The organism is Corallococcus sp. AB038B (assembly GCF_003668955.1).
Lineage (GTDB): Bacteria > Myxococcota > Myxococcia > Myxococcales > Myxococcaceae > Corallococcus > Corallococcus exiguus.
The window spans coordinates 361,486-386,662 of record NZ_RAWO01000003.1; the positions used below are offsets into that span (position 1 = coordinate 361,486).

Annotated in this window: 18 protein-coding genes; 8 read left to right on the plus strand and 10 right to left on the minus strand. The window is 70.6% G+C overall.

Features of this window, described 5'->3' with window-relative positions:
• Window positions 1–53 precede the first annotated feature (53 nt).
• Entirely contained in the window at window positions 54–614 is a 561-nt protein-coding gene (locus tag D7Y04_RS17720; RefSeq protein WP_121760077.1) for a hypothetical protein, read from the plus strand.
• 13 nt (window positions 615–627) lie between these two features.
• Window positions 628–1,845 carry an MFS transporter gene (locus tag D7Y04_RS17725; protein ID WP_121760078.1) on the plus strand — a complete coding sequence of 406 codons (1,218 nt, stop codon included), beginning with the start codon at window positions 628–630 and terminating at the stop codon, window positions 1,843–1,845.
• On the opposite strand, the gene D7Y04_RS17730 is transcribed toward D7Y04_RS17725, so the two are convergent.
• The 3 genes from D7Y04_RS17730 to D7Y04_RS17740 form a co-directional block, all read right to left on the minus strand.
• Entirely contained in the window at window positions 1,826–2,638 is an 813-nt protein-coding gene (locus D7Y04_RS17730) for an SAM-dependent methyltransferase (protein WP_121760079.1), read from the minus strand. The genes D7Y04_RS17725 and D7Y04_RS17730 overlap by 20 nt on opposite strands.
• Window positions 2,639–2,752: 114 nt before the next feature.
• Window positions 2,753–3,616, minus strand: a complete 864-nt coding sequence (locus tag D7Y04_RS17735; RefSeq protein WP_121760080.1) for an ATP adenylyltransferase — start codon at window positions 3,614–3,616, stop codon at window positions 2,753–2,755.
• A 94-nt stretch (window positions 3,617–3,710) separates the two neighbouring features.
• Window positions 3,711–5,156 (minus strand): hypothetical protein, encoded by a 1,446-nt coding sequence (locus D7Y04_RS17740; protein ID WP_121760081.1) that lies wholly within the window; start codon window positions 5,154–5,156, stop codon window positions 3,711–3,713.
• Between the two features lie 231 nt (window positions 5,157–5,387).
• Here D7Y04_RS17740 and D7Y04_RS17745 point away from each other — a divergent pair, with 231 nt between their 5' ends.
• The 3 genes from D7Y04_RS17745 to D7Y04_RS17755 all read left to right on the plus strand — a co-directional run bounded on the left by D7Y04_RS17745 (window position 5,388) and on the right by D7Y04_RS17755 (window position 9,473).
• Window positions 5,388–5,948, plus strand: a complete 561-nt coding sequence (locus tag D7Y04_RS17745) for a DUF2378 family protein (RefSeq protein WP_120576409.1) — start codon at window positions 5,388–5,390, stop codon at window positions 5,946–5,948.
• A 134-nt stretch (window positions 5,949–6,082) separates the two neighbouring features.
• Complete coding sequence (locus tag D7Y04_RS17750; RefSeq protein ID WP_120595836.1) at window positions 6,083–7,162, plus strand: hypothetical protein; 1,080 nt, start codon at window positions 6,083–6,085, stop codon at window positions 7,160–7,162.
• Window positions 7,163–7,331: 169 nt separating this feature from the next.
• Window positions 7,332–9,473, plus strand: coding sequence for an FUSC family protein (locus D7Y04_RS17755; protein ID WP_121760082.1), 2,142 nt, complete (start codon window positions 7,332–7,334; stop codon window positions 9,471–9,473).
• Here the strand turns inward: D7Y04_RS17755 and D7Y04_RS17760 are convergent.
• Window positions 9,448–10,539 (minus strand): energy transducer TonB, encoded by a 1,092-nt coding sequence (locus D7Y04_RS17760; RefSeq protein WP_158627536.1) that lies wholly within the window; start codon window positions 10,537–10,539, stop codon window positions 9,448–9,450. The two genes, D7Y04_RS17755 and D7Y04_RS17760, sit on opposite strands and share 26 nt — an antisense overlap.
• Window positions 10,540–10,663: 124 nt before the next feature.
• Between D7Y04_RS17760 and D7Y04_RS17765 the strand changes: the two genes are divergently transcribed.
• On the plus strand, window positions 10,664–13,174 hold the full coding sequence (locus D7Y04_RS17765) for a hypothetical protein (RefSeq protein WP_158627537.1): 2,511 nt from the start codon (window positions 10,664–10,666) through the stop codon (window positions 13,172–13,174).
• Window positions 13,175–13,184: 10 nt separating this feature from the next.
• Here the strand turns inward: D7Y04_RS17765 and D7Y04_RS17770 are convergent, their stop codons facing one another.
• Together D7Y04_RS17770 and D7Y04_RS17775 are read right to left on the minus strand one after the other, a co-directional pair.
• Window positions 13,185–14,480 carry a glycoside hydrolase family 2 TIM barrel-domain containing protein gene (locus tag D7Y04_RS17770; protein WP_121760085.1) on the minus strand — a complete coding sequence of 432 codons (1,296 nt, stop codon included), beginning with the start codon at window positions 14,478–14,480 and terminating at the stop codon, window positions 13,185–13,187.
• A 176-nt stretch (window positions 14,481–14,656) separates the two neighbouring features.
• Complete coding sequence (locus D7Y04_RS17775) at window positions 14,657–15,034, minus strand: hypothetical protein (RefSeq protein WP_121760086.1); 378 nt, start codon at window positions 15,032–15,034, stop codon at window positions 14,657–14,659.
• Window positions 15,035–15,157: 123 nt separating this feature from the next.
• Between D7Y04_RS17775 and D7Y04_RS17780 the strand changes: the two genes are divergently transcribed.
• Entirely contained in the window at window positions 15,158–16,837 is a 1,680-nt protein-coding gene (locus tag D7Y04_RS17780; protein WP_368666421.1) for a pseudouridine synthase, read from the plus strand.
• Window positions 16,838–16,846: 9 nt separating this feature from the next.
• Here the strand turns inward: D7Y04_RS17780 and D7Y04_RS17785 are convergent, their stop codons facing one another.
• The 4 genes from D7Y04_RS17785 to D7Y04_RS17800 all read right to left on the minus strand — a co-directional run bounded on the left by D7Y04_RS17785 (window position 16,847) and on the right by D7Y04_RS17800 (window position 22,899).
• Complete coding sequence (locus tag D7Y04_RS17785; RefSeq protein WP_121760088.1) at window positions 16,847–17,752, minus strand: NADP-dependent oxidoreductase; 906 nt, start codon at window positions 17,750–17,752, stop codon at window positions 16,847–16,849.
• Window positions 17,753–17,882: 130 nt separating this feature from the next.
• Complete coding sequence (locus D7Y04_RS17790; protein WP_121760089.1) at window positions 17,883–18,989, minus strand: alpha/beta fold hydrolase; 1,107 nt, start codon at window positions 18,987–18,989, stop codon at window positions 17,883–17,885.
• Window positions 18,979–20,526, minus strand: coding sequence for an FAD-dependent oxidoreductase (locus D7Y04_RS17795; RefSeq protein ID WP_199749686.1), 1,548 nt, complete (start codon window positions 20,524–20,526; stop codon window positions 18,979–18,981). Before D7Y04_RS17795 ends, D7Y04_RS17790 begins: the two co-directional genes overlap by 11 nt.
• A 12-nt stretch (window positions 20,527–20,538) precedes the next feature.
• Window positions 20,539–22,899 (minus strand): GMC oxidoreductase, encoded by a 2,361-nt coding sequence (locus tag D7Y04_RS17800; RefSeq protein WP_120595844.1) that lies wholly within the window; start codon window positions 22,897–22,899, stop codon window positions 20,539–20,541.
• 280 nt (window positions 22,900–23,179) lie between these two features.
• Here D7Y04_RS17800 and D7Y04_RS17805 point away from each other — a divergent pair, with 280 nt between their 5' ends.
• Window positions 23,180–25,009, plus strand: coding sequence for a serine/threonine-protein kinase (locus D7Y04_RS17805; RefSeq protein WP_233601475.1), 1,830 nt, complete (start codon window positions 23,180–23,182; stop codon window positions 25,007–25,009).
• The last annotated feature ends 168 nt before the right edge of the window (window positions 25,010–25,177 follow it).

Genomic DNA, 25,177 nt, shown 5'->3' on the forward strand with positions numbered 1-25,177 from the left:
GTCGTACCCCGGCGGCATGTCCCAGGCCGGCCGCACCGGGTGTCCCAACCGCCGTGAAACGACTCGCCATCGCCATCCTCGTCGCGCTCCTGGGCGCCTGCTTCGACCCGCTCTACGAGGACCCCGACGAACCAGGCGAGGAGTCCTGGGCCGTCTGCTGCGTCCGCAACCAGGTGGACACCTGCCTCTGCGAAGACTCCAACGGCTGTGAGATCCGCTTCCAGGCGTGCTCGGCCGGCACCTGCACGCCGTCGCTCCGGGACAGCTGCGAGACCATCCACGGCAGCCAGGACGGCGGCACGAGCTTCGACGGAGGCGCCGGCGTCGACGCGGGCGTCAGCACCGACGCGGGCACCGGAATCGAAGACGGCGGCGTCAGCACAGACGCGGGCACCGGAATCGAAGACGGCGGCGTCAGCACCGACGCGGGCACCAGCACCGACGCAGGCACCAGCACCGACGCAGGCACGCCGCCGGTGTCCTACGCGCCGTGCTGCGACGCACTCACCCGCCGCGTCACCACCTGCCGCTGCGAGACCACCGGCTGCTCCAGCGCTTCCTTCACGCCCTGCGCGTCCGGCCGCTGCGCACCCAACGGGGAGTCATGCGGATAAGGTCTCCCGCGGAATGAAGGGCACCTTCCATTCGCTGCGCGGCTACAACTACCGGACGTGGGCGGCCGGGGCGATCGTGTCCAACGTGGGCACGTGGATGCAGCGCACCGCCCAGGACTGGCTCGTCCTCACGCAGCTCACCCACAACAACGCCACGGCCGTGGGCGTGGTCATGGCGCTCCAGTTCGCGCCGCCGCTGTTGTTCCTTCCCCTGACGGGCTTCGCGGCGGATCACTTCGACCGGCGCAAGCTCCTGTTCGCCACGCAGGCGGCCCTGGGCGCGCTGGCGCTGGGCCTGGGGCTGCTCACACTCTCCGGACACATCCGGCTGTGGCACGTGAACGTGTTCGCGTTCCTCCTGGGGTGCGTCACCGCGTTCGATGCCCCCGCGCGCCAGACGTTCGTATCGGAGCTGGTAGGCGAGGAGGACCTCGCCAACGCCGTGGCGCTCAACTCCACCTCGTTCCACGCCGCGCGCATGCTCGGCCCTGCCCTCGCGGGGCTGCTCATCTCCGCCGTGGGCTCCGGGTGGATGTTCGTCCTCAACGCGGCCTCGTTCGGCGCGGTGCTCTGCTCGCTGAGCCTGCTTCGCGTGAATGAGTTGCACGTGAGGGACCGGGCGCTCCACACACGCGGGGGACTGATGGAGGGCTTCGTCTACGTCGGGAAGCGGCCCGACCTGGTGGCCGTGCTGACCATGTTCTTCCTCATCGGCACCTTCGGCCTCAACTTCCCCATCTTCATCTCCACCATGGCCGTGCGCGTGTTCGGACAGGGCGCCAGCGGCTACGGGCTCCTCACGTCCATCATGGCCATCGGCTCGGTGACGGGCGCGCTGCTCTCCGCCCGGCGCGCGCAGCCTCGCATCGGACTGCTGGTGACGGGGGCCGCGGTCTTCGGAGCGGGGCTCACGCTCGCGGCGCTGATGCCCGCCTATGCCCTCTTCGCCGTCACGCTCGTCGTCATCGGCGTGTCCGCGCAGACATTCACCACCACCGCGAACAGCCTGGTGCAGCTGTCCACCGACCCGTCCATGCGCGGGCGCGTGCTCGCCATCCTCCTGGCCATCGCGCTGGGCGGCACGCCGCTGGGTGCCCCCATCGTCGGGTGGGTCGCGGACACGTTCGGTCCCCGCCAGGCGTTGGGCGTGGGCGCCGCGGCGGGCTTCGTCGCGGCGCTCATCGGACTGCGCTACCGCGCGAAGGCGGCGGCTACTTCTTCTCCAGGATGACGGCGTAGAACTCGATGCCCACGCCCTGCCGGTCCTCTTCGGTGATGTAGTCGTCCGGCAATCCCAGGAACCGGCTCACGGTCTGCACTCCACCGGGGCCCGGCGTCCACGGCTTGCAGAGCTCCAGGTACTCCGGCAGGGAGAACAGCTCGAAGCTCTCCCCCATCTTCTGGAACATGCCCACGAACTGCTCCCACTGGGGCGTCGTCTTCGCGGGGTCCTTCGTCTCGAAGGTGGTGAAGAGCCGGGAGCCCGGCGCGGCCCAGTCGTAGAGGTCGCGGAAGAACTTCTGGTTCTCCTCCGCCTTGAGGAACACGGTGATGCCGTTGGCGCCCAGGGCCACCTTGCGCTCGCCGCCCAGGAAGTCGCGCACGTCCGGGCGCTCCAGGAAGGACTTCGCCTGGCGGATGTCGCACTCCAGGTAGCGCACGCGCGGCTCGTTCCCCAACAGCACGCGGGCCTGCGCCATCGTCAGCGGATTGATGTCCGAGTACAGCACCTTCACGTCCGGCGGCAGCACGCCGTGCACGTGGTCGTTCGTGGGCAGGCCGGACGCGAAGTCCACCCAGTGCGTGAAGCCCTCCGCGGACAGCCGCTTCGCCGCGCCCTGGAGGCATGCGCGCAGCATCCGCACCCACTTCCGCGTGGCGGGCAGCAGCGAGAACATGTACTCCGCCGCCTGCCGATCCGCGTCGAAGTTGTGACTGCCGCCCAGCGTGTAGTCGTAGATGCGTGCCGCGTCGGGAACCTGGGGATTCACGCCCGGCACGCGGGCCAGCTCGTTCACATCCATGGTCGTCGCTCCATACGGTTCGGGCCCCCCACCCGCGTCGTGCGACTGCCCTGGTCGACGGGTGAGCCTGTTGCCCGGGCATTGTGCCGGTCCGCTCGCGCGGTTGCACACTTCCTACGGAGTCACGCCCGCGACCTGGCGCAGCAATTCCAGCGGCCCCAGCGCGGCGACCGCGTCGAACTGCTCGGGCGTGCGCACCAGCAGAGACCCCGCGAAGCCCAGCGCGTTGACGTTGACGCCCAGGTGCTCCGCGCGGTTCCGAGGCACGAGCAGCATCCAGTCCCGGGTGACGAGCAGGTTGTACGGCGCGTGCTCCGCCAGGCCCAGCCCGTCCCGCAGGAGCCGGTACGCCGCCAGCATCCGAGCGCCCTGCCCCGGCGCGCCCCACGGTCCCAGGCCCGCCAGCAGGTGCGTGAACGGCAGCGACTCCGCGGCCACCACGCGGCCCGGCCCCGGCAACACGGGGAAGAGCGCCTCCACGGGCGCGCGCAGACGGTCCGGCCCCAGCGGCGGCACCAGCTGCAGGTGCTTGTGGCGCTGGCTTGCGCCGGCCGTCTCCCCCGCGTTGTAGAAGGCCAACCCGTCCAGCCCTTCCAGGCACGTGGAGAGCGCGTCGAAGTCCGCGAGCGTCAGCAGCGCGTCCTGCGACTCGAAGGCCCGCGTCACCAGCAGCAGGTGGTGCTCCACGACGTTGAACTTGTTGAGCAGGCACACGTGCGCGGGCGCCACGTCCCCCAGCACCAGGTCCGGCTCCGGGTTCGCGAACGGGTTGAAAGGCTCGCTGTTGGAAAGCGCCGGACGCTTGCGCTCCTTGAGCGCCACCCGTCCCAGCACGCGCACCTGGAACTCCGTGCCCGCGACCGGCACCGTGCGCGCTTCCGTGGCGATGGGCTGGAGCGCCCCGGTCTCCAACGCGTGGCGGGTGACGTCCAGCGTGCGGGGCCACAGGGCGGCGGGCGTCAGCGGTGTGGCGTTCACGGGCGGGCTCCTGGCGCGAGACCTTCCAGTCTGTGCCGTCCGCTCACGCCAGCGTCAACCCGCATCCGACAAGGGAGCGCTCCGGATGTCCGCCTCAGCGCGGAGGAGGACGGAAGACGTACTGGTACACCTGCGGCTCGCTGCCGGGCGGGTACTGGGCGTCCATGAAGGCCACGTGCGCGCTGTGGGTGATGAGCACGTCCTGGAGGCTGTCGTAGAGCACCACCACGTTCGTGGCCTTCCCCGTGGGGTCCAGGTCCACGCGCACCTTCAGGTTGCCCTTGAGCTCTGGCTTCTCCATCAAGTGCTCCAGGTACAGCGCCACCAGCCCCAGCGACACCCGGTCGTAGATCTGCTCCACGGTGCCCTTCGCGGGCGAAGCGGGTAGGTGCAGCTTCCTGGTCAGCTGCGCGGCCTCCTCCGCAGCCTCGGGCACCGGCCGCTCCGGAGCGGCGAGCGCCGCGCGATACGCCGCCATGGATTCGAAGTAGCGCTCCAGCTTGAGCAGTAGCCGCGCCCGCCGCACCTGGATGTCCGCGCGCTCCGAGGCCAGCGCCGCCGCCTCATTCAGCCGCGCTTCCGTGGCGGCCACGTCCTGTTTCGCTTCCGCCAGCGTCGCCAGCCGCAAGAGCGGTTCGGGGTCCTTGGGCGTCGCCGCGGCCAGGCGCACCAGGGCCTTCGCTTCGTCCTCCGGGCGGTCGAGCTCCACGGCGAGCTTCACCCACGTGGAGAGCACCGCGGGCTCCGCACCCCCGAGCGTCGCGTAGCGCTCCAACATCTTCACCGCCTGCGCCTTGTCGCCCGCGGCGAGCCACGCGTCCGCCTGCCGCCGGTGCGCCTCGCGGTCATGCGGCTGCAGCGCGACGAGCAGCGCCCCGGCCTCCGCGCCCGCCTTCGCGTCTCCAGCCTCGCGCGCGAGTCGCGACAACACCTGGAGCGCCTCCGGCTGCTCGGGCCAGTCCTTCACCGAGCGCACCAGCAGCGCGCGCGCCTCCGCCGCGGCTCCCGGCCGGCCCGCCAGGAGCAGCGCCAGGTCCGTGCGGAAGCGCGGGATGTCCAGCTTCGTCAGCGCCTCACGCAGCCGGGCTTCCGCCTCCGCGGGCTTGCCCTCCGCCTGGAGCCGCAGACCGTCCGCCCAGAGCGCGGGCGCGAAGCCGGGCACCGCCTTGCGCGCGGTCTCCAGCGGCGCGGCCGCGTCCTTCAACATGCCCCAGCGCACGTAGACGAGCCCCATCCCCACGTGCGGCCACGGGTTCTCCGGGTACACCACCGCCAGCGCCTTGAACTCGGCGAAGCTCTCGTCCGAGGGCAGCGCGAGGAAGGCCCGGTACACCCGGGGCATGGGGTCCTTGGGCGCCTTCGCCTGCTGCGCGTCCAGCTCCGTGCGCAGCGTGCTGGGGCTGCCCTGGACCCGCGCCGTGTCCACCCGCTGGAGCATCGCCATGCCGTCCGCGGCCGGCGCGGGCACCGGCCGGGCGCCCAGGGCCGGAAGCGCGCACAGCACGGACAGCAGCAGGCACGTCAGGACACGGGACGTCATCGGGAGGTCAGCCAGGGGGAGCCAGGGCGCCCGGACGCTACCAGATGGACGCTCCCCGCGAGGGCTGGGAGTGTTTACGCACCTTGCGTGGATTTCTCGGATACACGCGATGTTTCACGGGTGCCGGAACGGGTGGAATGGCCCTGGAGGACGACCGCGCTTTCGGGCGTTGGACGTCGCCCGGGCGGTAGGTCTTGACCAGAACGCGCGGTGCTGGGCGGAATGGCCCCCATGGCCACCGCCGAGAAACTCGTATTCCCGACCATCGTCGAAGGACTCTTCGTCCGGGGACTTTCCGGGAAGGTGCCCTTCTCCCTCAAGGAGCAGCTGCGCAAGGAAGGCCTGGACCTGGACCGGCCCCTGCAGCCCGCGTACTCGCTGGACACGTGGACGCGCTGCGTGGCGCTGACGGCGAAGACGCTGCACCCGGAGCAGCCGGACCCCGTGGCGTGGCGGATGCTCGGCGAGCGGATGATCGACGGCTACCGCGACACGATGGTGGGCCGGGCGCTCTTGGGCGTGCTGCGGCTCATCGGGCCCAAGCGGATGCTGCTGCGCACGCAGCACAGCTTCCGCACCGGCAACAACTACACCGAGGTGCGCATCACCGAGCGCGGCGAGCGCGAGGCGGACCTGTGGCTCAACGAGCCCGGCCTGCTGCGCTACTTCAAGCAGGGCGTGATGCTGGCCACGGTGCGCGCCGCCAGCGGCCCGGCCACGCAGGTGGACGTGGTGCAGTTCGACGACGACAGCGTCACGTACCGCGTGTCCTGGGGCGCTCCGGGCGCCTGAGTCACCGGCGTCCCCCTGCTCGCGGATCCGCGACCCCGGGGCCCCTTGCTCGCACCGGGCCCCATCTGCCAGCGTGAGGGTCTGCGCGCGGCGTCCGGGCCGTGAACGTCGCGCGAAGAGGGGGATTCATCCAAATGCCGTCGCGCAAGCGCGCCAACCTGCCGCGCTGGAACGGTCATCAGCAGGGGTTCTTCGAAATCTGGTTCCTGGTGGTGCTCGACCCGGGCGGAGACCGCGCCTGGTGGTTGCGCTACACCCTGTTCACGCCCGCGCCGGGCAGCGGCGGCGAGCCTCGCGCCACCATGTGGGCGGCGGCGTTCGACTGCGCATCCCAGGACCGGCCCGCGGTGGCGCTCAAGGCCATCCATCCGGCCTCCGCGTTCACGGCGCTGCCGAACGGCGGCGTGCGCATCGCGGACTCGGAGCTGACGCCCGGCCACGTCCACGGACAGGTGGCCAGCGGCGGGCACTCCATCGCGTGGGACCTGCGCTTCCAGGGTGGCCACCCGGAGCCCGTGCGCCGCGAGCCGCGAGGCACCGCGCTGTTGCCCCTGCCCACGCAGGTGGCCCACGTGCACGACGACGTCCTCTTCGAAGGCACGGTGACGGTGGACGGCGAGCGCATCGACGTGAAGGGCGCGCCCGGCCTGCAGAAGCACCTGTGGGGCCATCGGCGGTTGGAGGAGCTGACGTGGCTGTACTGCCCGCGCTTCTCCGAGGACCCGGACGCGCGGCTGGAGATCATGGCGGTGCGCGCGAAGCGCAAGCGGGGCCACCCACAGCTGTCGCCCATCTACCTGCGCACGCGAGACGCCGAGCACACGTTCCATGAAATGCCCCACGTGCTCTTGTCGCGCGTGACGTCGCCCGCGTCCGGGGAGCTGTCCTTCCGCGCCGCGTCCGCCACCGTGGCCGTGGAGGGCCGCGCGTGGTGCGACCCGCGCACGCTGGTGGGCTACGCGTACCGCGACCCCAAGGGCTGGGACGTGATGGTGGCCCAGAGCGACGTGGCCCGCTGCGAGGTGCAGCTGTTCTCCCGGCCCCACCCCTTCGCTGCGTGGAAGCCCACCGGGAAGCTGACCTCCACCGTGGGCGCGCTGGAGTTCCATGGCCCGGAGCAGATGCCGGGCGTGCGCTACATCCCATGGGACGGCACCGCGCTCGAAGCGGAAGGCGCGCCCAACGAGGCTGCGCCGGCCCTGGGAACGGGCTGACGCCGGGCCACCCGCCTCCGCCTTCTGGGAGGGAGGGGCTTGTGGCGCGGGGCCCGGGGTACTGCCCGGGTGGCGCCCGGGCCTTGAGGGGGAGGACCTTCCCCCGCCTGTGGATGGGGACGGCCGTAGCCACCCTCTGGGGTGACGGCCCGCCGCTCCCCTGAAATCCATGCGCCATCGACTGCGGAGACACCTCCAGTCGCTCCTCCGAGTGGACCCCGGAAGACCGGCCCTGTGGGCGGGCATCCGAGCCGCCGTCGCCACCGCCCTGCCCCTGTGTCTGTCCTTCCTGACCACCGTGCCCCAGGCCGGCTGGGCGGGCCTCACGGGGCTGCTCGTCACGCTCGCGGACAAGGGCGGTTCGTACCGCGTGCGGGCGCGCGTCATGGGGGTGGTGACGGTGCTGGGGGCGCTGGTCGGCCTGCTCGCCGCGCCCGCGGGCCACACCTATGTGGTGGACGCCACGCTGCTGCTCCTGGGTGTCACCGCGGCGAACTTCGCGCGCTGCTACGGCGAGACGGCGGGCTCCGTGGGAGGGCAGCTCGCCGTCATCTTCGTCGTGTCGCTGGGAGCGCCCGCCGCCTCGCCGCGAGAGGTGTTGCTGCGAGGCGCGGCGCTGCTGCTGGGCGGCCTGTGGGCGATGGCGCTGTCACTGCTGCTGTGGCCGCTCAGGCCCTATCGCCCCGCGCGCCGGGCGGTGGCGCAGGTGTACGCGGGGCTCGCGATCGCGGCGGAGGACCTGGGGAGGGCCACGCGGGAGGGTGCCACGGCCGAGGAGTGGGCCGCGGGGCTGAAGCGCCACGCGCGGATCCGCCCGGACATCGAACGGGCACGCGACGTGCTCGCGGCCACGCGGCGCGGGAGGCCAGACGAGTCCCGGCGCGGCGAACACCTGCTGGTGCTGGTGGAGCTGGTGGAGCCCATGGTGGCGCTGCTCAGCGCGTTGGCTGAAGCCATGCAAGTGGTGGGGCGCGACCCGCACATGCACGCCACGCGCGAACGGGTCATCAAGCTGTGCGAGGCCTTCGGCGCGATGGACCAATGGGTATCGCGAGCGCTGAGGCAGGAGCGCAACGAGGGCATGCGAGAGCCGCCCCGGCTGGCGCTGAGACCCCGTCGCCGGCAGCCCGCGAGGATGGCCGTGCCCCCGGTGCGGCAGAGCGCGGAGGGGCCGCTGTCCACGCACGTCGCCACGCTGCTGGACCGGCTGCGCGAGCACGCGGGCGTGGCGCACGAGACGGCGTCGGGCCTGCTCTTCGGAGACCCGGTGTCGGCGCGAGGCAAGGGCACGGTGGGCGGTCCCAGACAGGCGCCGGGGTTCTCCCTGTGGCGGCCGATTCGCGACCACCTGCACGCGGACTCGGTGGTGCTCCGGCACGCGCTGCGCACGGGGATGGTGGCCACGGCGGCGCTGGGGCTCACGCGGGCATTGCAGGTGGGCGATGCGCACTGGGTGAGCCTCGTGGTCATCTCCATCCTCCAGCCCTACGCGGGCAGCACGGAGGAGCGCGTCCTCCAGCGCACGCTGGGGACGCTGGTGGGCGCGAGCCTGGCGGCGCTCATCGCGACCACGGTGCACACGCCGCCGATGATGATTGGCGTCATCAGCGTGCTGACGGCCATCTCCGTGGCGCTGCTGCCGCTGAACTTCGGCGCGTTCCAGGTCCTGCTCACGCCGGACTATCTCTTGATGGCCACGCTCAGCTCCGGGGACTGGACGGTGGCGTCGCAGCGCTCGCTGGGCGTGCTCATCGCGGGGGCGCTGGCGCTGGTGGGTTCCTGGACGCTGTGGCCCAGCCCGGAGCGCCGCCGCTTCCCGGACGCGGCGGCCTCCGCCCTGCGCGCGGACGGGAAGTACCTGCAACAACTGGTCACGCACCGCAGCGGCACGGAGCCCGCGGTGAACGAGGAGCGCCGCCTCCTGGACCAGGCGCTGCTGGAGGCGGAGTCGTCCTTCCAGCGGTTGATGACGGAGTACCGGGGCCCGCCCGGGCACCTGGAGCCGGGCATGGCGCTGCTCACCTACGCGCGCAGGTTCGCGCTCGCGGTGACGGCGCTGGGCACGGGGAGGTTCGATGGGAGGACTTCAACGGTGCTGCCGCAGCAGCTGGCGCAGCGGGCCAGCGACAGCCTGGAGCTGCTCGCCAGCGCGTTGCAGGAGCGGCGCGAGCCCCCTCCCCTGCCAGCCCTGGCGCTGCCGCGCACCAGCGACGACCCCGTGCTGGGCGCGCTGCTGGAGCGCGTGCCCCGGCAGCTGGGCATCCTACACGGCGCGGTGGCGAGGATCAGCGAGGATCCGTCGCTGCGCTGACGGACTTGGGCGGGGCGCAGGCGGACTGGTAGTCCTGGAGCTTGCGCTGAAAGCGCTCCCGTTCCGGCGCGGGCCATTCCGCGGGCAGCAGCTCCACGGCCTTCTGTTGTTCGGCCAGTGCGGCGGTGCACTGTTTCAGCCCGAACCGCGCGGCGGCGGCGGTCTCCAGCACATAGGGATTGTGGCTACGCCGCACGAAGGGACGCACCGCGCTGAGGGCCGGCGCATACTGGCCTGACTGCACGAGCTGCCACGCGGCCTCGCTGGCGGCCCACCCGCTCCTGGGCGCCAGGAACCAGGCGCGGGCGACGGCCTGGGGATAGAGCGGATCCTCCGGAGCTTTCTTCGCGAGCTCCCGGGCGAGGTGGAGCCATGCCGAACGGCTCTCGGGATTCTGGCGGACCCGCAGCCGGGCCCAGTCCAGTTCTTGATGACTGTTCAACGTGATCCCCTGCGGAACGAAGCGCACGTGGAAGGTGTAGTCGACACTCACGGGGTGCCCCGAGATGGTCGCGGGACGATATCGAGCCAATTGACACGCCGCGAGGTTCTGCTCGACACCGGGCAGCCGCGCCCCTTCCACGACCTTGCAGTCACGCACCTGGCCATCCGCGCCGATGCGGCAGTGGAAGACCATGAATGCGAACGCACCTGGCCTGAGCAGCGCCTCGGGATACGTGAAGGCCGCCGGCGAGATCACCTTCGGACCGGTGAATGCCTCGGACTCGAGCCTGCAAGCTTCGGCGAGACCTGCCACACACGCGGCCACGATGTCCCGGAATGCGCTGAGGCTGGCGTCCTCTCCGGGGGTCCCACCCAGCGTCCTGACCGCCTCTTCGAAGACAAGAGGTGCCTGCTCTGGCTCCAGCTTGAGCGGCGGCTTCGGCGCCACCTCGGCCCCTATCGCGACGTCCCACATCCCCGACGACGGTAGGCCCTTCTTCAACTGGAAGGCCTCCATCTCGGACATCAGATGGCCATGACTCGCGGGCAGGGTCGGGACGCCCGAATGGGCACATCCGGTGAATCCAAGCAGCAGGGACAGGAACAGCCAGCTCCAACGCATGGGTCCGCACTCTAGACCGCAAGGCAGCGCTGGCTGAAGTGGCCCCGGGAACAACCCGTGTCGCCGCGAAGCTGCGTATCCTGAAATCGGTTTCCTTCCGGAACGCACACCTGGAGCTGTCTGCTTGAAAGACGCCTCGAACGCCGCGCCCCCTGGTTGGCCCCGGAACACCGTGCGGGCGTTGCCCCTCCTGGTGCTCGTCCTGGCCTCGGCGTGCGCGGCGGACAAGTCCTCCCAGCGGGACGCATCCTGGGCGTCGCACTTCACCGAAGCGGCCGAGCGCATCGAGGCCCGGGCCCGCGCGGTGGGCCTGTCCCGGCTGCACGACGTGCGCGCGGAGCAGGCGGAGCTGCGTGGCTGGATGGAGAGGCTGTCGCAGGAGATGGCTCTGGGCGGCCCCGAGGCGCAGGGGCCCGGGCACTACGCGCTCGGGTGCGGGGCACGCGCGCTGGGCCAGGACGCGGAGGCACGGACGCACCTGGAGGCCGCTTGGAACGCGGGCTTCCGCGAACCCCACGTGGCGTGGGCCCGGGCGCAGGCACTGAGCGAGCACTACCGCGTGCTGCGGCTGGCGGCGGTGGCCACGCCGGACGCGGATGAACGCAAGGTGCGGGAGGAGGACGCGGAGCGCCAGTACCGGGAGCCTGTGCTCACGCTGCTGCGGCAGGCCGCGGGGGCGGAGGTTCCGTCGGCGGACTTCGGCGCGGCGCTCATCGCGTTGCACGAGGACCGCCTGGACGCGGCGCTCGCGCTCCTGGAGTCCGTGGGCACGCGGCATCCGTGGTTCGTGGAAGCGCGGCTGCTGCGCGCGGACGTGTTCCTGCTGCGCGCCGCCCAACGCTGGGGCAAGGACGACAAGGTCCATGCCCGCGAGGACCTGATGGCCGGACGTCAGGCGCTCACGGAGAGCGCGACCACCGCGGAGAGCTTCGCGCCGGCCCACCTGGCGCGGGCCCGCTTCGAGACCGCGGCGATGAACCTCACCCGTCCCGACTTCTCCGGCGCAGTGCTGCTGCTGACCGGCGGAGACCCGGGCCCGGCGAAGTGGGGCGTCGAAGCGCTGGACCTGGCGGCCAGGGTGGATCCGGGCAACGCCGGGTTCGCCTGCGAGAAGGCGCGCTTCCTCAACATGGCGGCGGAGCGTCCGGACCGTGACGAGCCCTTCTCCGGAGCCCTGCGCCAGGATGCCATCAAGGCCGCGAAACACGTCCTGGAGCTGGATGCGGCGAGCACGTGTGGCCGCGCGGAGTGGAGCCGGGCGTTCGTGCAGGAGACGGAGGAAGCCACGAGGAATGGCACCAGTGGGAGCTACCAGCTCAAGGATGCCCTGGAGTTGCTGGAGACCACGCCGCCGTACGCACAGGATTTCGCGTACCAGCTGCTCCGCGCCCGGCTCCTCGGCGCCTGGACGGACAATCTCTCCCAGTTGGCCAGGCTCCAGCCCGGGTCGCCTGGCGCGGAGCGCCGGGATCAAGCCATCGAAGCCTACCGGAGCGCGCTCGCGTTGGAGGCGCGCATCCCGACGTACTGGGTCCGGCTGGGGGAGCTGCTCCTGGCCCGGGGGACGGATCCGGCGACGAAGGACGCCAGCGCGGACCTGGAGCAGGCGGAAGCAGCCTGGGGGAAGTCCGTCAGGGTCAACACGAGAGCCCCCGAGGTGTGGCTCCTGGAGGCACGCATCCGCGTGGCGCAGGCCCAGCGGCAACGGGCCCGCGGGGAAGAGGCCGGGCCGATCCTGGAGAAGGCCGTGGCCTTCCTCGACTCCGAATTCATCCGCCAGAGAAGCAATCCGGACCTGCAACTCGAGCTGGGGCGGATCCGGATGGAGCAGGCGAAGGAGACCTGGGAGCACGGAGGCGATCCCACTGCCCTGCTCGACCAGGCGGAGGCGGCCTATACCCAGGCGGCGAAGCTGTCCCCCACCCGGGGCAGGTTCGGGCAGGCGGCGGCCCGTGTGGCGCGAGCGGAGTACGCCTGGCGCCGTGGAGTGGACCCCACCGAGGAGGCGGCCCGGGCGGAAGCGCTCTACCGCCAGACGCACACCTTCAACCAGGCGCACAAGGACGAGCGATTCGCGGGGCTCGAGAAGACGGCCCACATCCAGGCGCGACACCTGCTGGAGCAGGGCCGTGATCCAGAGCCCATGCTCATGCGTCCGCGCGACGAGGACTACGGACTGGGTTGGCTCAGCCGTGATCGCGTCGTGCATCACCGGGCCACCGGCGAATTCTTCCGTCTGATGGCCCGCTATTCGGCGCGCACGGATCCCCAGAAGGCGGAAGAGCAGTTCAAGGGCGCGGAGCAGAACTACGACGAGGCCCTCAAGGTCGAGCCCTCGAATCAGGAGGTCCGTTTGGAGGAAGGGCACCTGCTCCGTGAGTGGGCAGTGGCGCGCAAGGCCGCGAAGCAGGATCCAGAGCCGCTGCTGGCACGGGGGCTCACACTCGCGGACGCATTGCTCGCGGAGCGTCCGAACTGGCCCGAAGCCCTGCTGCTGCGCGCGGCAATCCTTCGCACGAAAGACCCAGGCTCTGCCCAGGCCCGCGCGGACCGGGACGCCGCACTGAAGATCAATGCCAACCTCGCCCCTGGATGGAGGCGTCAGTTCCCGGAGGACGGGCCCAAGGCGCCTTGAGCACTGCGGATCAGGGAGTCGCCACGGAGGTCGTGGCGGCAACCAGGTTCCCCGCGCCATCCTTCGCGAGGCCATACAGCTTGATGGCGCCCGTCACGACTGGCAGGCGCACCCGCCATGTCCCGGGAGTGGTCCCCTTCCGGGACTCCAGCATCGTCACGCGGTCGCGCTCCTCCCGGGTCTGCGCGCCCCGGAAGTTGTAGGCGAAGGAGACCTCCAGCGGCGTGGCGGAGGTGACGTCGAAGGCCACGTTCGCCCAATCTTTCTCCAAGCCCCGGACCTCCAGGCGCACCAGCACGGGCAGCGCGGGCACTGGCTTCGCGCCCGTGTAGGCCTCTCGCACCGCGTGCCACGCCGGCCGCGTGGACGTGCCGGCCAGCATTCCCAGCCACAGTCCGGTGTGGTCCAGCGCCGCGCTGTAGTTGAAGACGAACAATCCCAGACACCGGCCCGCCTGGACGTGGGGTGCCAGGGCGTTGCGCCAGCCGTCCACGATGACGTCGTACTTCTCCGCGTCACCCGGTTCCTGGGGCACGCCGCGAGCGTCCTTGGGGGCCTCCCATTCGCCCTGCGCACCGAACTCGGTGATGAACCACGGCTTGCGACCACCGGCCTGTTTCACCGCATCCGCCAGCGCGTGGATGCCCCGGCCGTAGACGTTCAAGCCATACGCGTCCAGCGAGGGCACGTACTTCTCCCAGAACGGGATGCCCAGCGTCCACGCATCCACGGACAGCACGGGGTGAGCGGAGTCCGCCCTCTTCACCGCGCGGACGACCTTCTCCAGGAAGCGCGCGTAGGCGACTTTCGACGGCTCATCCGGCGAATTGAGGATGACCTCATTGCCCACGCCCCAAGCGAGCACCGCCGGGTGGTCCTTGAAGCGGCGCACCTGCGCGACCGTGGCCTGGAGCTGCGACTCACGGCCCTTGGCGTCGCGCACGTAGTCAAAGGCGTCGTCATTCTCCATGCCCGGGCGGCCCGGCCGCAGCCACAGTCCCACCAGCACGCGCAGGCCGTGCTTGTGAGCGGCATCGAGCAACGCGGCCGTTTCATCCCCCGTGCCCCAGGTGCGCAGTGTGTTGACACCAATGGCCTTCAACTGCTCGCAATCCTTGTCGAAGTTCGCGGGCCCGCCCGTGCCACTGAAGGTGACGCCCTTCGCCACGTAGGGCTGGCCATCCACCTCCAGCTTCCAGCCCTCCCCTGCCTTCAGGATGGCGGTGCGAGCCTCTACGCCCCAGGTGGGAAGCAGGAGCGCGGTCAACAGCAGGACGCCAAAAGCGACAGGACGGGCAGTGGCCATGGATGCAGACAGTCTAGACCGCCTCAACCCCTATTCATCCAACCGAGGTAGGCCGCGGAAGTCCAGGAGGCCGTGCCGTGAAGCTCACAGGGGAGGGATGGAGCGGTGACTTCCCTCTTCCGCGCCAGCCGGACAGCCTCTCCGTAGGCCTGCGTCACCCGCCCCCGGGGTTCGCGCTACCGCTTCACTTGCGAAGAACAGTGCATCCCCTTCGCCTTGAGCGTCTCGATCATCTTATCGACCGCCTTGAGGTCCAGGCTGGGCACTTCCTTGCGCGTGGCATTCTCGATTTCATTGATGACTCTCATCTGCTCCTCCGATGACTTCTTGACGAGAGGTTCCTTCATGATCTCTCTGTCAATAATACCCGTGAACTTCTTCAGGTCCCCGGACGAGAGCTTCCAATTCGAGTTTGCCGCCACGATCTCCTTGTTGATGCACGCGACGAGTTTCTTCCTCGTCTCTGTATCATCCCCCGCGGATGCGGAAGTGGGGAGGGCGAGCAGAAGAGATGCCGTCATCAGCAGTGTTCGGAACAGCGGGCAGGATGCCATTCGGGCCTTCCAAGAACGGTCGCGGTGAGGCGAACCATTCTGCGGCGCTGGAGGAAGGCAGAGCAACCAGCCACTCCTCAGGCCTGCGTCCCCAAGAATCGGGTTTCGTGCTACCCCGAAGCCGTGGACCCGCTTGTCACCCTCCTCGAACCGGCGCCCCAGGTAGATGAATTGCCAGGTGCGTTCCCGAGCCCCTTCGACGCCGTGGGCCCGCACGCCCTCGCGCGCCGGGCCGCGGAGTCGCTGCAGGCCACGCTTCGCGAGGGATTCATCGCTCCCGGCATTGCCAGCGCCGTCCTCCAGGGACCAGACGGCGGAAAGATGTTCGGCGTGCTCGTGGTTCGGCAGCCGGACGGAACGCTCGGCGTGCTGCGAGCCTTCTCCGCGATGCTCGCGGGACGCTGGGACGTACCGGGCTTCGTGCCCCCCGTGTTCGACCGTGAGGCACGCGCCCGCGTGGAGCCAGTGGCCGACGCCACGGTGAAGTCCCTGCTGTCCCGCGCCGAAATGTGGAGCACCTCCGAGGAATTGCGTCGCGTGCGCGAGGACGATGACGCCCGACAGACACGCGAGGCCACGGAGCGCGAAGCCATGCGCTTGCGCCACGATGCCCACCGCCGCCAGCGCCATGAACGTCGCGCCGCCATTGTGGCCATGTCCGCGCTCACGGAGACCGAGCGAGCCCAGGCGCTGCACACGCTCGACCAGGAGAGCCGGGGCGACAAGGCGGAGAAGCGTCGATGGGACGCAGCGCAGGAAGAAGCCCGTCGCCAACTCGCCCCCGCCCGCGCGAAGGCGGAACGTCGCGTGCGCGCGCTGGACCGCCTGCGGCGCATCGTCTCACGCGGCTTCATGAAGCAGTTCCACGACACGTACGCCATCACCAACGCCCGAGGCGAAACCCGCCCCCTCCGTTCGCTCTACGGTGGCGCGGAGCCCCCATCCGGCGCTGGCGACTGCGCGGGTGCGAAGCTGCTCGCATACGCCTTCGCGCACGGACTTCAGCCGGTGGCGCTCGCGGAGTTCTGGTGGGGCACGCCGCCCGCGTCCGGTGGCCGCGTCCAGGGCGCCTTCTATCCAGCGTGCCGCGACAAGTGCGGCCCCCTGCTCCCATTCATGCTGAAAGGCCTGGAGGTCTCCGCGCCGCGCGTCTTCGTCCCGCCGCCCGCGCCCACGCCAGAACTCTCCATCGTCTTCGAGGACGCGTGGCTCGTCGTCATCGACAAGCCCTGTGGCCTGCTGTCCGTGCCGGGCCGGGACGCCTCCCTCCTCGACTCAGTACTCACCCGCCTGCGCGCGCGATACCCCAACGCCACGGGACCGCTGCTCGCGCACCGGCTGGACCTGGACACGTCCGGGTTGCTCGTCGCCGCGCTGGACAGCCGCACGCACGCATCCCTTCAACGCCAGTTCCTCCACCGCGACGTGGCCAAGCGCTACGTGGCGCTCATCGACGGTCCCGTGCACGGCGACGCGGGCACCATCACCCTGCCCCTGCGCGTGGACCTGGACGACCGTCCCCGGCAGATCGTCGACCCCATCCACGGCAAGCCCGCGGTCACCGACTGGGAGGTCCTCCACCGCGCAGCGAGCCACACGCGCGTGGCCTTCCATCCACGCACGGGCCGCACGCACCAGCTCCGCGTCCACGCAGCCCATCCCCAAGGCCTGGGCGCGCCCATCGTGGGAGACCCGCTGTACGGACACGCGGGCCTCCGCCTGCACCTGCACGCCGAAACGCTGTCCTTCGTGCATCCAGCCACGGGGCAGCGCGTGTCGTTCACCCGCGCCGCCCCGTTCTGAACGCCTGCGTCAGTTGACGAGCAGCACCTTGCCCACGCCGCCCTGCTCCGCGACCTTCTGGGCTTCGCGCGCGTCGTCCAGCTTGAAGGTCCGGCTGATGGGAATCACCAGGTCCCCCTTCGCCGCGCTCACTGCGATCTGCTCGAGCCGGCGCGCGTCCGGATGGGCCATGAAGCTGCGCACGACGAGGCCCTTCTCCTTCGCGCCCTTCGGCTCACCCAACACGCTGCCCACGGTCCCGCCGTGCTTCACCTTGTCGAGCACCGCTGCCACGGCCTCACCGCCCACCGTGTCCGCCACCGCGTCCAGCGTGGGCAGCTTCGCGACGTCCTTTGGATCATCCAGCGCGACGACGCCGTCCACGCCCAGCTTCCGGGCCTCCTCCACCTGCGTCTTCCGCACGCCCGCCCAGATCTTCGCGCCCCGCGCCCGCGCAGCGAAGACGGCCGAGCGCCCCACCGCGCCCAGCGCGCCCGTGACGAGCACCGTCTCCCCCTGAGAGGGCCGCACGTGCTCCTCGATGAGCTGCGTGCCCGTCAGCGTCACCAGCGGCAGCGCGGCGGCGTCCCGCAGGTCCAGGTTGTCGGGCACCTTCGCCCAGGCCTCCGTGGGCGCGACCACCGTCTCCGCGTAGCCGGCGTTCACCAGGCCCATCACGCGGTCGCCGGGCTCGAAGGACTCCACGCCCGTGCCCACCTCCACGACCTCACCGGCCACGTCGCGCCCGAGGATGGTGGGGAACTTCAGGTCCATCCGCCCCTTCATGTCCCCTCGGCGGATCTTCCAGTCCACCGGGTTGATGCCCGCGGCGGTGACGCGGACCTTCACCTCGCCCGGCCCCACCTTCGGCTCGGGCATCTCCTGCACCGCGAGCACATCCACGTCCCCATAGCCTTTGAGCACGACCGCTTTCATCCGGGCCTCCACGTAGCCGAGCGAGGGAAGAGACTTCCAACGTCGGCCCAACGGTAAGCACCCGCCCGGGGGCCGCCATCGTCGGCGACCGGTCGCTCCGCCTCCTGCTCCCCTGGACGGCGGATGGCCGTCAGCGGGGCTGGAACTCCAGCGCCTCGCGCAGCACCGGATACGTGTCCTCCGCGGCGGTGCTGCCCATGAAGGTGTCCAGGTGGCCGTAGCCCGGCAACATGCGACGCTGGTACCAGCGCGCGCCGTTCGCCTCGCGCAGCCACTGGAAGGTGCGCTCCGTGGACGACGGCAGGTACGTGCGATTCTGCTCGCTGGAGACGAACGTGATGGGCCGCTGGAAGGGCTCCGGGTCCAGGTAGTCCGGCGGCCGGGCCTGCCCGTAGCGCCGCAGGTTCTCCGTGCGGCCGTAGTCGAACTTCACCGCGTGACCGCCGCGCGACATCTGCCCCAGGTGGCGGAACGTCAGCAAGTTGCACTTGCCGAACTGCTCCTCCAGCCGCGCGTGCGTCTCCTGGTTGAGGCGCGCGTGCCGGTACAACCGGCCGTACATGAACGACAACCGGTGGCACACCGGACTGTCACACTCCATCCGCAGGAAGCCCGCCACCTTCGTGAAGGCCGCCTGGAACAACGGCGTGCGGGACGCGTCATCCGGCGTGAGCGAATCCAGCCCCGCGTCCAGCAACTCCGGCACCCGCAGGAGCGCCTTGAAGCGCGTGGAGGCCGGCGTGTGGTGGTGCAGCGCCACCTGCGACGCCACCACGGTGCGCACGTCCTGCAGGTGGCCCGCGGCCATGGACATGAAGAACGCCGCGGACCCCGCGCAGTGCACCACCGCCTGCACCGACTCCGCGCCGGTGATTTCGCGGATGCGCCGCACCGCCGTCGGCATGTCGTGGTCCGCCGCGTCGTCCAGCGTGAACTGGCGCAGGGGCAGCTGCACGCTGGCGCGCCAGTCCAGGAGCCACGTGTCGTAGCCGTGGCGCACCAGGTACTGGACGAAGTTCTCCTTCAGCGTGGGCAGCATGAACATGCCGCTCCACACGCCCGCGCCGTGCACCAGCAGCACCGGGCCCTTCGTCCCGCCTACGTAGCGGGTGAGCTTGAGGGGCACGCCGTCGCCCGCGAGGAAGTCGTACCGCTCCGCCACGGGCAGGCCCTGGAGCGAAACATCCTGGGACAACGTCCGCGACACCGCCGCGCTGCTTCGGTAATCAAAAGCCATGGGCCACCGCCTCCGCGATGCGCTCGGCCACCGCGCTGATGGTCATCACCGGATGGAAACCGATGGACGTGGGGATGACGGAGCCATCCGCCACGTACAGTCCGGGGTAGTTGAACACTTCGCCCTCCGTCGACACGACGCCTCGGCCCGGCGACTCCGCCAGGTGCGCCCCGCCCAGCGAGTGCACCGTGAACGGCCGGCGGAACAGCTCCCACGTGACGAGCGGCGCGAACGTCCCGCCATACTGCGAGGCCAGCTCATGCATCGCGGACGTCATGCGATTCACCAGCGCCACGTTCTCGTTCGCGTAGTCCCACTCGATGTCCAGCCGGTCGCCCTTGAGCACCATGTGTCCGTTGGCATTGTCCTGGCCAATGGCGAACAGGTTGCTCGTGCGCGCCGGATCCACACCGGTGCCCAGCGGTTTGCTGAACAGCCCCTTGGCGAACGCGCCGTGCAACAGCGGCCACAGCTTCGGCCACAGCGGAGCCCCCATGCCGCCCAGCAAGCCCAGCTGCGGCTGTCCCAGCCCAGCGAGCACCGCCGTCGCCGGCCGGTTGAACGTGGCCGTCACCATGGTGAAGCGCGGCGCGGCGTCGAAGAAGCGCATCACCGTGGCCACGTCCGGCCCCTCCCACGGGATGATCTCCTCGCGGCTGCCGTGCAGCGAGCCCAGGAAGTCGCCGTTGCCGGAGTAGCCGCGGCCCAGCCAATCGCTCACCAGCGGCAGCGTGCGGGCGCGGTCGCGGCTGCGCAGCAGAATCTCCACCGTGCCCAGCGCCCCGGCGGACAGCACCACGCGGCTGCCCTCCACGGACGTCTTCTCCCCGGTGGCCAGGTCCTTGAAGTGCACCCGGTAGCCGCCCGCCACGCGCTGCACGTGGGACACCGACAGGCCCGGCCACACCGTGGCGCCCAGCTTCTCCGCTCGCGCCAGGTAGGTGAGGTCCAGGGTGTTCTTCGCGCCGGACTGGCAGCCGAACTCGCACTCCGCGCAGCGCTGACACGCCTTGCGGCCCGGGGCGGAGGGCTCCGTCCAGGACACCGCCTGGTCCGGGTCGAACGTCTGGCGCCCCATGCGCCGCGCGGCCTGCTGGAACAGGTCGCGCTTGCGCAACGGGTCGGACGCGGGGAACGGCTTCACGTCCAGCTCGTGCGCCACCTTGTCGTAGTACTTGTCCAACGCCTCGCGGCTGAAGCCCCGGGGCCAGCGCGGATGGTCGAAGACGATGGGGTCCGGCCGCACGTGGATGTTCGCGTAGACGAGCGACCCGCCGCCCACGCCGCTCGCCGTCACCGTGCCGATGCCAGACAGGAAGCGCACGTCATAGAGCCCGCGCGCCTCCGGGCGGATGGGATTGCGCCAGAGCAGCTCGTCCGCGCGCGTGACGTCCCGAGGGAACTGGCCCGGGTTGTACCGGCGGCCCCGCTCCAGCACCGCCACGGACCTGCCCGCCTGCGCCAGCCGGAGCGCGGTGATGGAACCGCCGAAGCCGGAGCCCACCACCACCACGTCGTACTTCTTCGCCATGTCCATGGTGTGTTCCCCCTAGTCGAACTTCGCGCGGGCGAAGACGTCCCAGAGCGTGCCCATGAACATGCCGCCGAAGCGCCGCATCGCGTCCGCCTGCTTCAGCGGCGAGGACGTTCCCAGCACGGAGAACGTGGTGAGCTGCTGGAGGAAGTCCGGCAGGTGCAGTCGAATGATGCCGGTGGCGACGATGGGGCCGGTGCGCTCGTGCCCCTTGCGCAGCACGGTGTAGAGCGTGGACGTGTCGCTCCACACGTCGAAGCCCGCGTCGTCGTTGACCTCCTTGTAGCCATCCAGGAGGTACGGCTGGCCATCCACGCCGGTGAAGGGCATCAGGTACAGCATGCGCCGCTCGTAGAAGCGCTCCGTGCCCACGAAGAGGTTGAAGACGCCGTTCTCCACCGGCGCGCCTCCAGGCGGCGTGAAGCCGCGCACGTGCAGCGTGCCCTGCACGATGCCGCCGTGTGACTCCTGCGCGAGGAAGCGGTCCAGGTTGGGCAGCGTGATGGTGACGACGAACTCCGCCGTCTGCCCACCGCGCTGGCCCGCCCGCGCCGCTCCGGCGAAGTCCTCCGGCGACGGGTGGTTCGGCTGGAGGAAGCCCTTCATCCGCTCCGTGAAGCGCAGGCCCACCACCGGCGTGGGGGACACCACCGTGCCGCCGGGCGGAATCACCACGTCGCCCAGCGGATCCGTTCCGGGCACCACCGGCGAGGCCACCGTCTCCACCTCCGGCATCATCCGCATGCTGACGCGAGGCGGGTACGCGGGCGCGGCCTTCATGGGCACGCGCTCCGGCGCCACCCAGCCCGGCGCGTCCTTCGCCTCTCGGATGGCGCGCTCCACGTTGAGCTCCGCCACCGCGGCGATGGTGGAGGACGGGTTGACGCCCACGCCCACCGGCAGCGCCGCGCCGTCCATGACGTACAGGCCGGGATAGCCGTGCACCTGGCCGTCGGGCTTGAGGACGCCGTACGCGGGCTCCTCCGCCATCGCGCAGCCGCCCAGGTTGTGCACGGACACCGGCAGGTGCAGCCGCTCCCACAGCGGGTTGTAGGCGGCGCGCGTGCCCAGCGCTCGGGCCACGTCCTCGCAGAGCTGTTCCTGCGTGCGGTACAGCGGCAGGTTCGCGGGCACGTCCCACTGCACCTGGAGCTCGCGCGTGATGGGCGACAGCGTCAGCCGGCCGTTGGACTTGTCCCGGCCCATGGCCAGGAACACGGCCTGGAAGCGGCCGCGCTCGTTCTCGATGGCGGCCATCTCCTTGGAGCGCGTGCGCAGCACCTTCACCAGCTCGCGCTGGAGCAGGTCCGCCGGGAGCGACATGGCGCGGTCCGGGTCCATGGCCACCATCAGCCCCGCGGCCTGCGCCGGGTGCCCGCCCTCCTGGAAGAGGAACCAGGTCTTGTCCTTGCCCTGCCCTTCATCCACCACCATGCCGGTGGTGATGGTGGGGCCCACCGCGGGGTCCCACGGCTCCTTCGTGTCGAAGGCGAAGGCGAGGAAGTCCCCGTTGGCCGAATAGCGCGTGCCCAGCCGCGCGCTCAGGTCCGGCAGCGTGCCGAGCACGTCGCGGTTGCGCAGCAGCAGCTCCGTGGAGTTCACCGCGCCCGCGCACAAGAAGACGCGGCGGGCGTCCACGGTGCGCTGCATGCCGGCGCTGGCGTGGTCGGTGAAGGTGACGCGGTAGCCCGGCGACAGGGGCTCGATGCGAGTGACCTCCGCCTGGGTGGTGACCTCCGCGCCCCGCTGTTCGGCGACGGCCAGGTAGTTCAGGTCCAGGGTGTTCTTCGCGCGGCGGTTGCAGCCGATGTCGCACTCGCCGCAGTAGTTGCAGCCCTCCTGGAGCACGCCGAACTTGTTGGGCAGGGGCTCGCCCGCGGGGGCGAAGCGCACGGCGAGGTTCGGGTAGAAGAACTGCGCCTCGCGGCCCAGCTTCTTCGCCACCTCCTGCATCCGCTTCGTCTTGGGCGGCAGCCCGCGCGCGGCGGCGGTGATGGGCTGCACGTCCAGCATGTGCGCGACCAGGTCGTAGTACGGATCCAACGACTCCCGGCTGTAGCCCTCCGGCCACCCGGACGCGAACACGTCCGGCGGCGGGCGCAGGTGCACGTTGGCGTAGATGAGCGAGCCGCCGCCGTACCCCGCGGCCTGCACGACGCTCATCCCCTTGAGGAGCTTGATGTCGAAGAGCCCCTGCCGGTGCTGCCACAGCCAGCCGTTGCGAGGATCCTCGAAGTCGCGAGGGAAGCTGCCCTTCGGGTAGCGCAGGCCGCGTTCGAGCACGCGCACGGTCAAGCCCGCCTGCGCGAGCCGACAGGCCGCCACCGCGCCGCCAAACCCGGTGCCGATGACCAGGGCGTCGTATGCCGGTGCCATGTTCCCCCTCGGGTGCGGTCCCTGGGGAGCAGGGATCCGGAAGCGCGACCCGGGAACGTCCAGATGAAGGACGGACCTGACTCTACAACGGGTCACCCCCGTTTCCTTGAGGCCGGCCCCCCTCCGTGGATCAGCATTTTTCGCTCTGGAGAACTGGATTCCATGATCAGCGCGGATAGGTTGGCGGGCGAGCGGGCTGATGGCTCGCTTGGACGCGCGACGTCATGGCCATGGCCCGGTACCATCGGCGCGGAACGACCTTTCCCATGAGCGCGGACGATTGCCAGAAGCGGGGTCACCGGAGGTGGTGACGGACGAGGAGGTCCCGGCGGTGCCGGCGGCGACCGCGCCCTCGGCGGATCCGCTGGTGGGGTCGACGATTGGCGAGTTCGTCATCCGGGAGCGCGTGGGCGCGGGAGGGATGGGGGTCGTCTACCGGGCGGAGCACCCACTGATTGGCAAGCACGCGGCCATCAAGGTGATGCGCGCGGAGCTGGTGTCCCCGGAGCAGGAGCAGCGGCTGCTGGTGGAGGCGCGGGCGGTGAACGCCATCCGGCATCCGGGCGTGCTGGACATCTTCAACTTCGGGACGCTGCCGGACTGCCGGCCCTACGTGGTGATGGAGTTGCTCCAGGGCCAGTCGCTCGCGGACCGGATGCTCGAGCAGGACCGGATGGACGTGGGGACCACGGCCTGGGTGTTGGAGCATGTCCTCGCCGCGCTGGGGGCCGCGCACCGGGCGGGCGTGGTGCACCGGGACCTGAAGCCCGCGAACGTGTTCCTGATGGAGCAGCCGGACGCGGCGCCGCTGATCAAGTTGGTCGACTTCGGCATCGCCAAGGTGATGCAGGAGCATGACGCGCTGGCGCGGGCGGACCGCTCCACGGTGGGGACGCCGGACTTCATGGCCCCGGAGCAGATCCGAGGCGGAGAGGTGGGCCCAGCCGCGGACCTGTACGCGCTGGGGGTGATGGCGTTCCACATGCTCACGGGCACCCGGCCGTTCCAGGGTGACAACGTGCAGGTGATGTTCGCGCACGTGGAGCAGGTCCCGCCCCGGGTGTCGTCGCGGGTGGAGGGGATTCCGCCAGAGCTCGATGAGCTGGTGTTCCAGTTGATGGAGAAGGAGCCCGCGAAGCGGCCCGCGACCGCGACGGCCGTGCGGATGAAGCTCCGGGGAATGGCGCGACCGCCCGTGCCGTCCGTGAGCGCGGAGCCGGAGGCAGCACCGCCGCCGAGCGTGGAGTCGCGGGCCGTACCGCAGGAACCCACAGCCATCGTGCCGCCGGGTCGCCGGAACGGGGTGTCCATCGCGGTGGCAGCGGTTGCCGGTGTGGCGCTGCTGGGAGTGGGTTACGGGTTGGGGACGCAGGCGCGGAAGGCGGAGCAGACGCAAGTGATTGCGCCGCCGCGACCTTCTGAACCGGTGATGGTGGACGCGAGGCCCACGCCTCCGGTGGAGCCGCCGCCGCAGGCCCCTGTCGAGGAGCCGCCCGAGGTCATCGCGGAAGAGACGCCGGGAGAGGCAGAGACCGCGACAGCGACCCTGGCGAAGTCCACGAAGTTGCCACCGCTGCCGGCGGGAACTGCCTCCGAGAAGAAGATGGAGCAGCGGCTCGCAGGTCTGTTCAAGCTCGTGCTGGCGCGGGCGAAGGACGTGGATGCGGAGGGTGCGCTGCGCGGCAAGCTGATCCAGCAGTACCGGGCCGCCACGGACGCGACGGACGCCGAGCGTGCGCGCATCCATGTCGCGCTGGATGACATCGAAAAGGACCTGACCCAGCGCATCGCGCTGCACGACGCGCCCCCGCCCCCCGTCGTCGTCGCCGCCGCGCCGGAGCCGCCCAAGGTCCCGGCGCTCGTGATTCCCAAACTCCCCACCCTGCCCCAGGGCAATGCCTCCGAACAGAAGCTGGCCCAGCGCATGGACAAGCTGGTGGGGGAGCTGCGCAAGCGCACGCAGAACCAGGACGTCGCGCCGGAACTCACGAAGCAGTTGGTGGATATCTACAAGTCCGCGGCGAACGCCACGACCGCCACCGAGCGCATGACCGTGCATCAGGCCTTGGATGCGTGGCAGGAGCGGCTGACGACGCGCTTCCCCCGCTGAGCATTACGTCCAGGGGATCCACGGAAGTCCCGAGCCCTCAACATCCCCATGACGGGCCGTAGCGGGCGGCGTCATGGAGGAAAAGGACCGGCTCACTGGAAGTACCGGGGACTCCGCGTCGACTGGCGGACGAGCAAACAACCGGCAAGCCCCCAGGGCACGCGACGG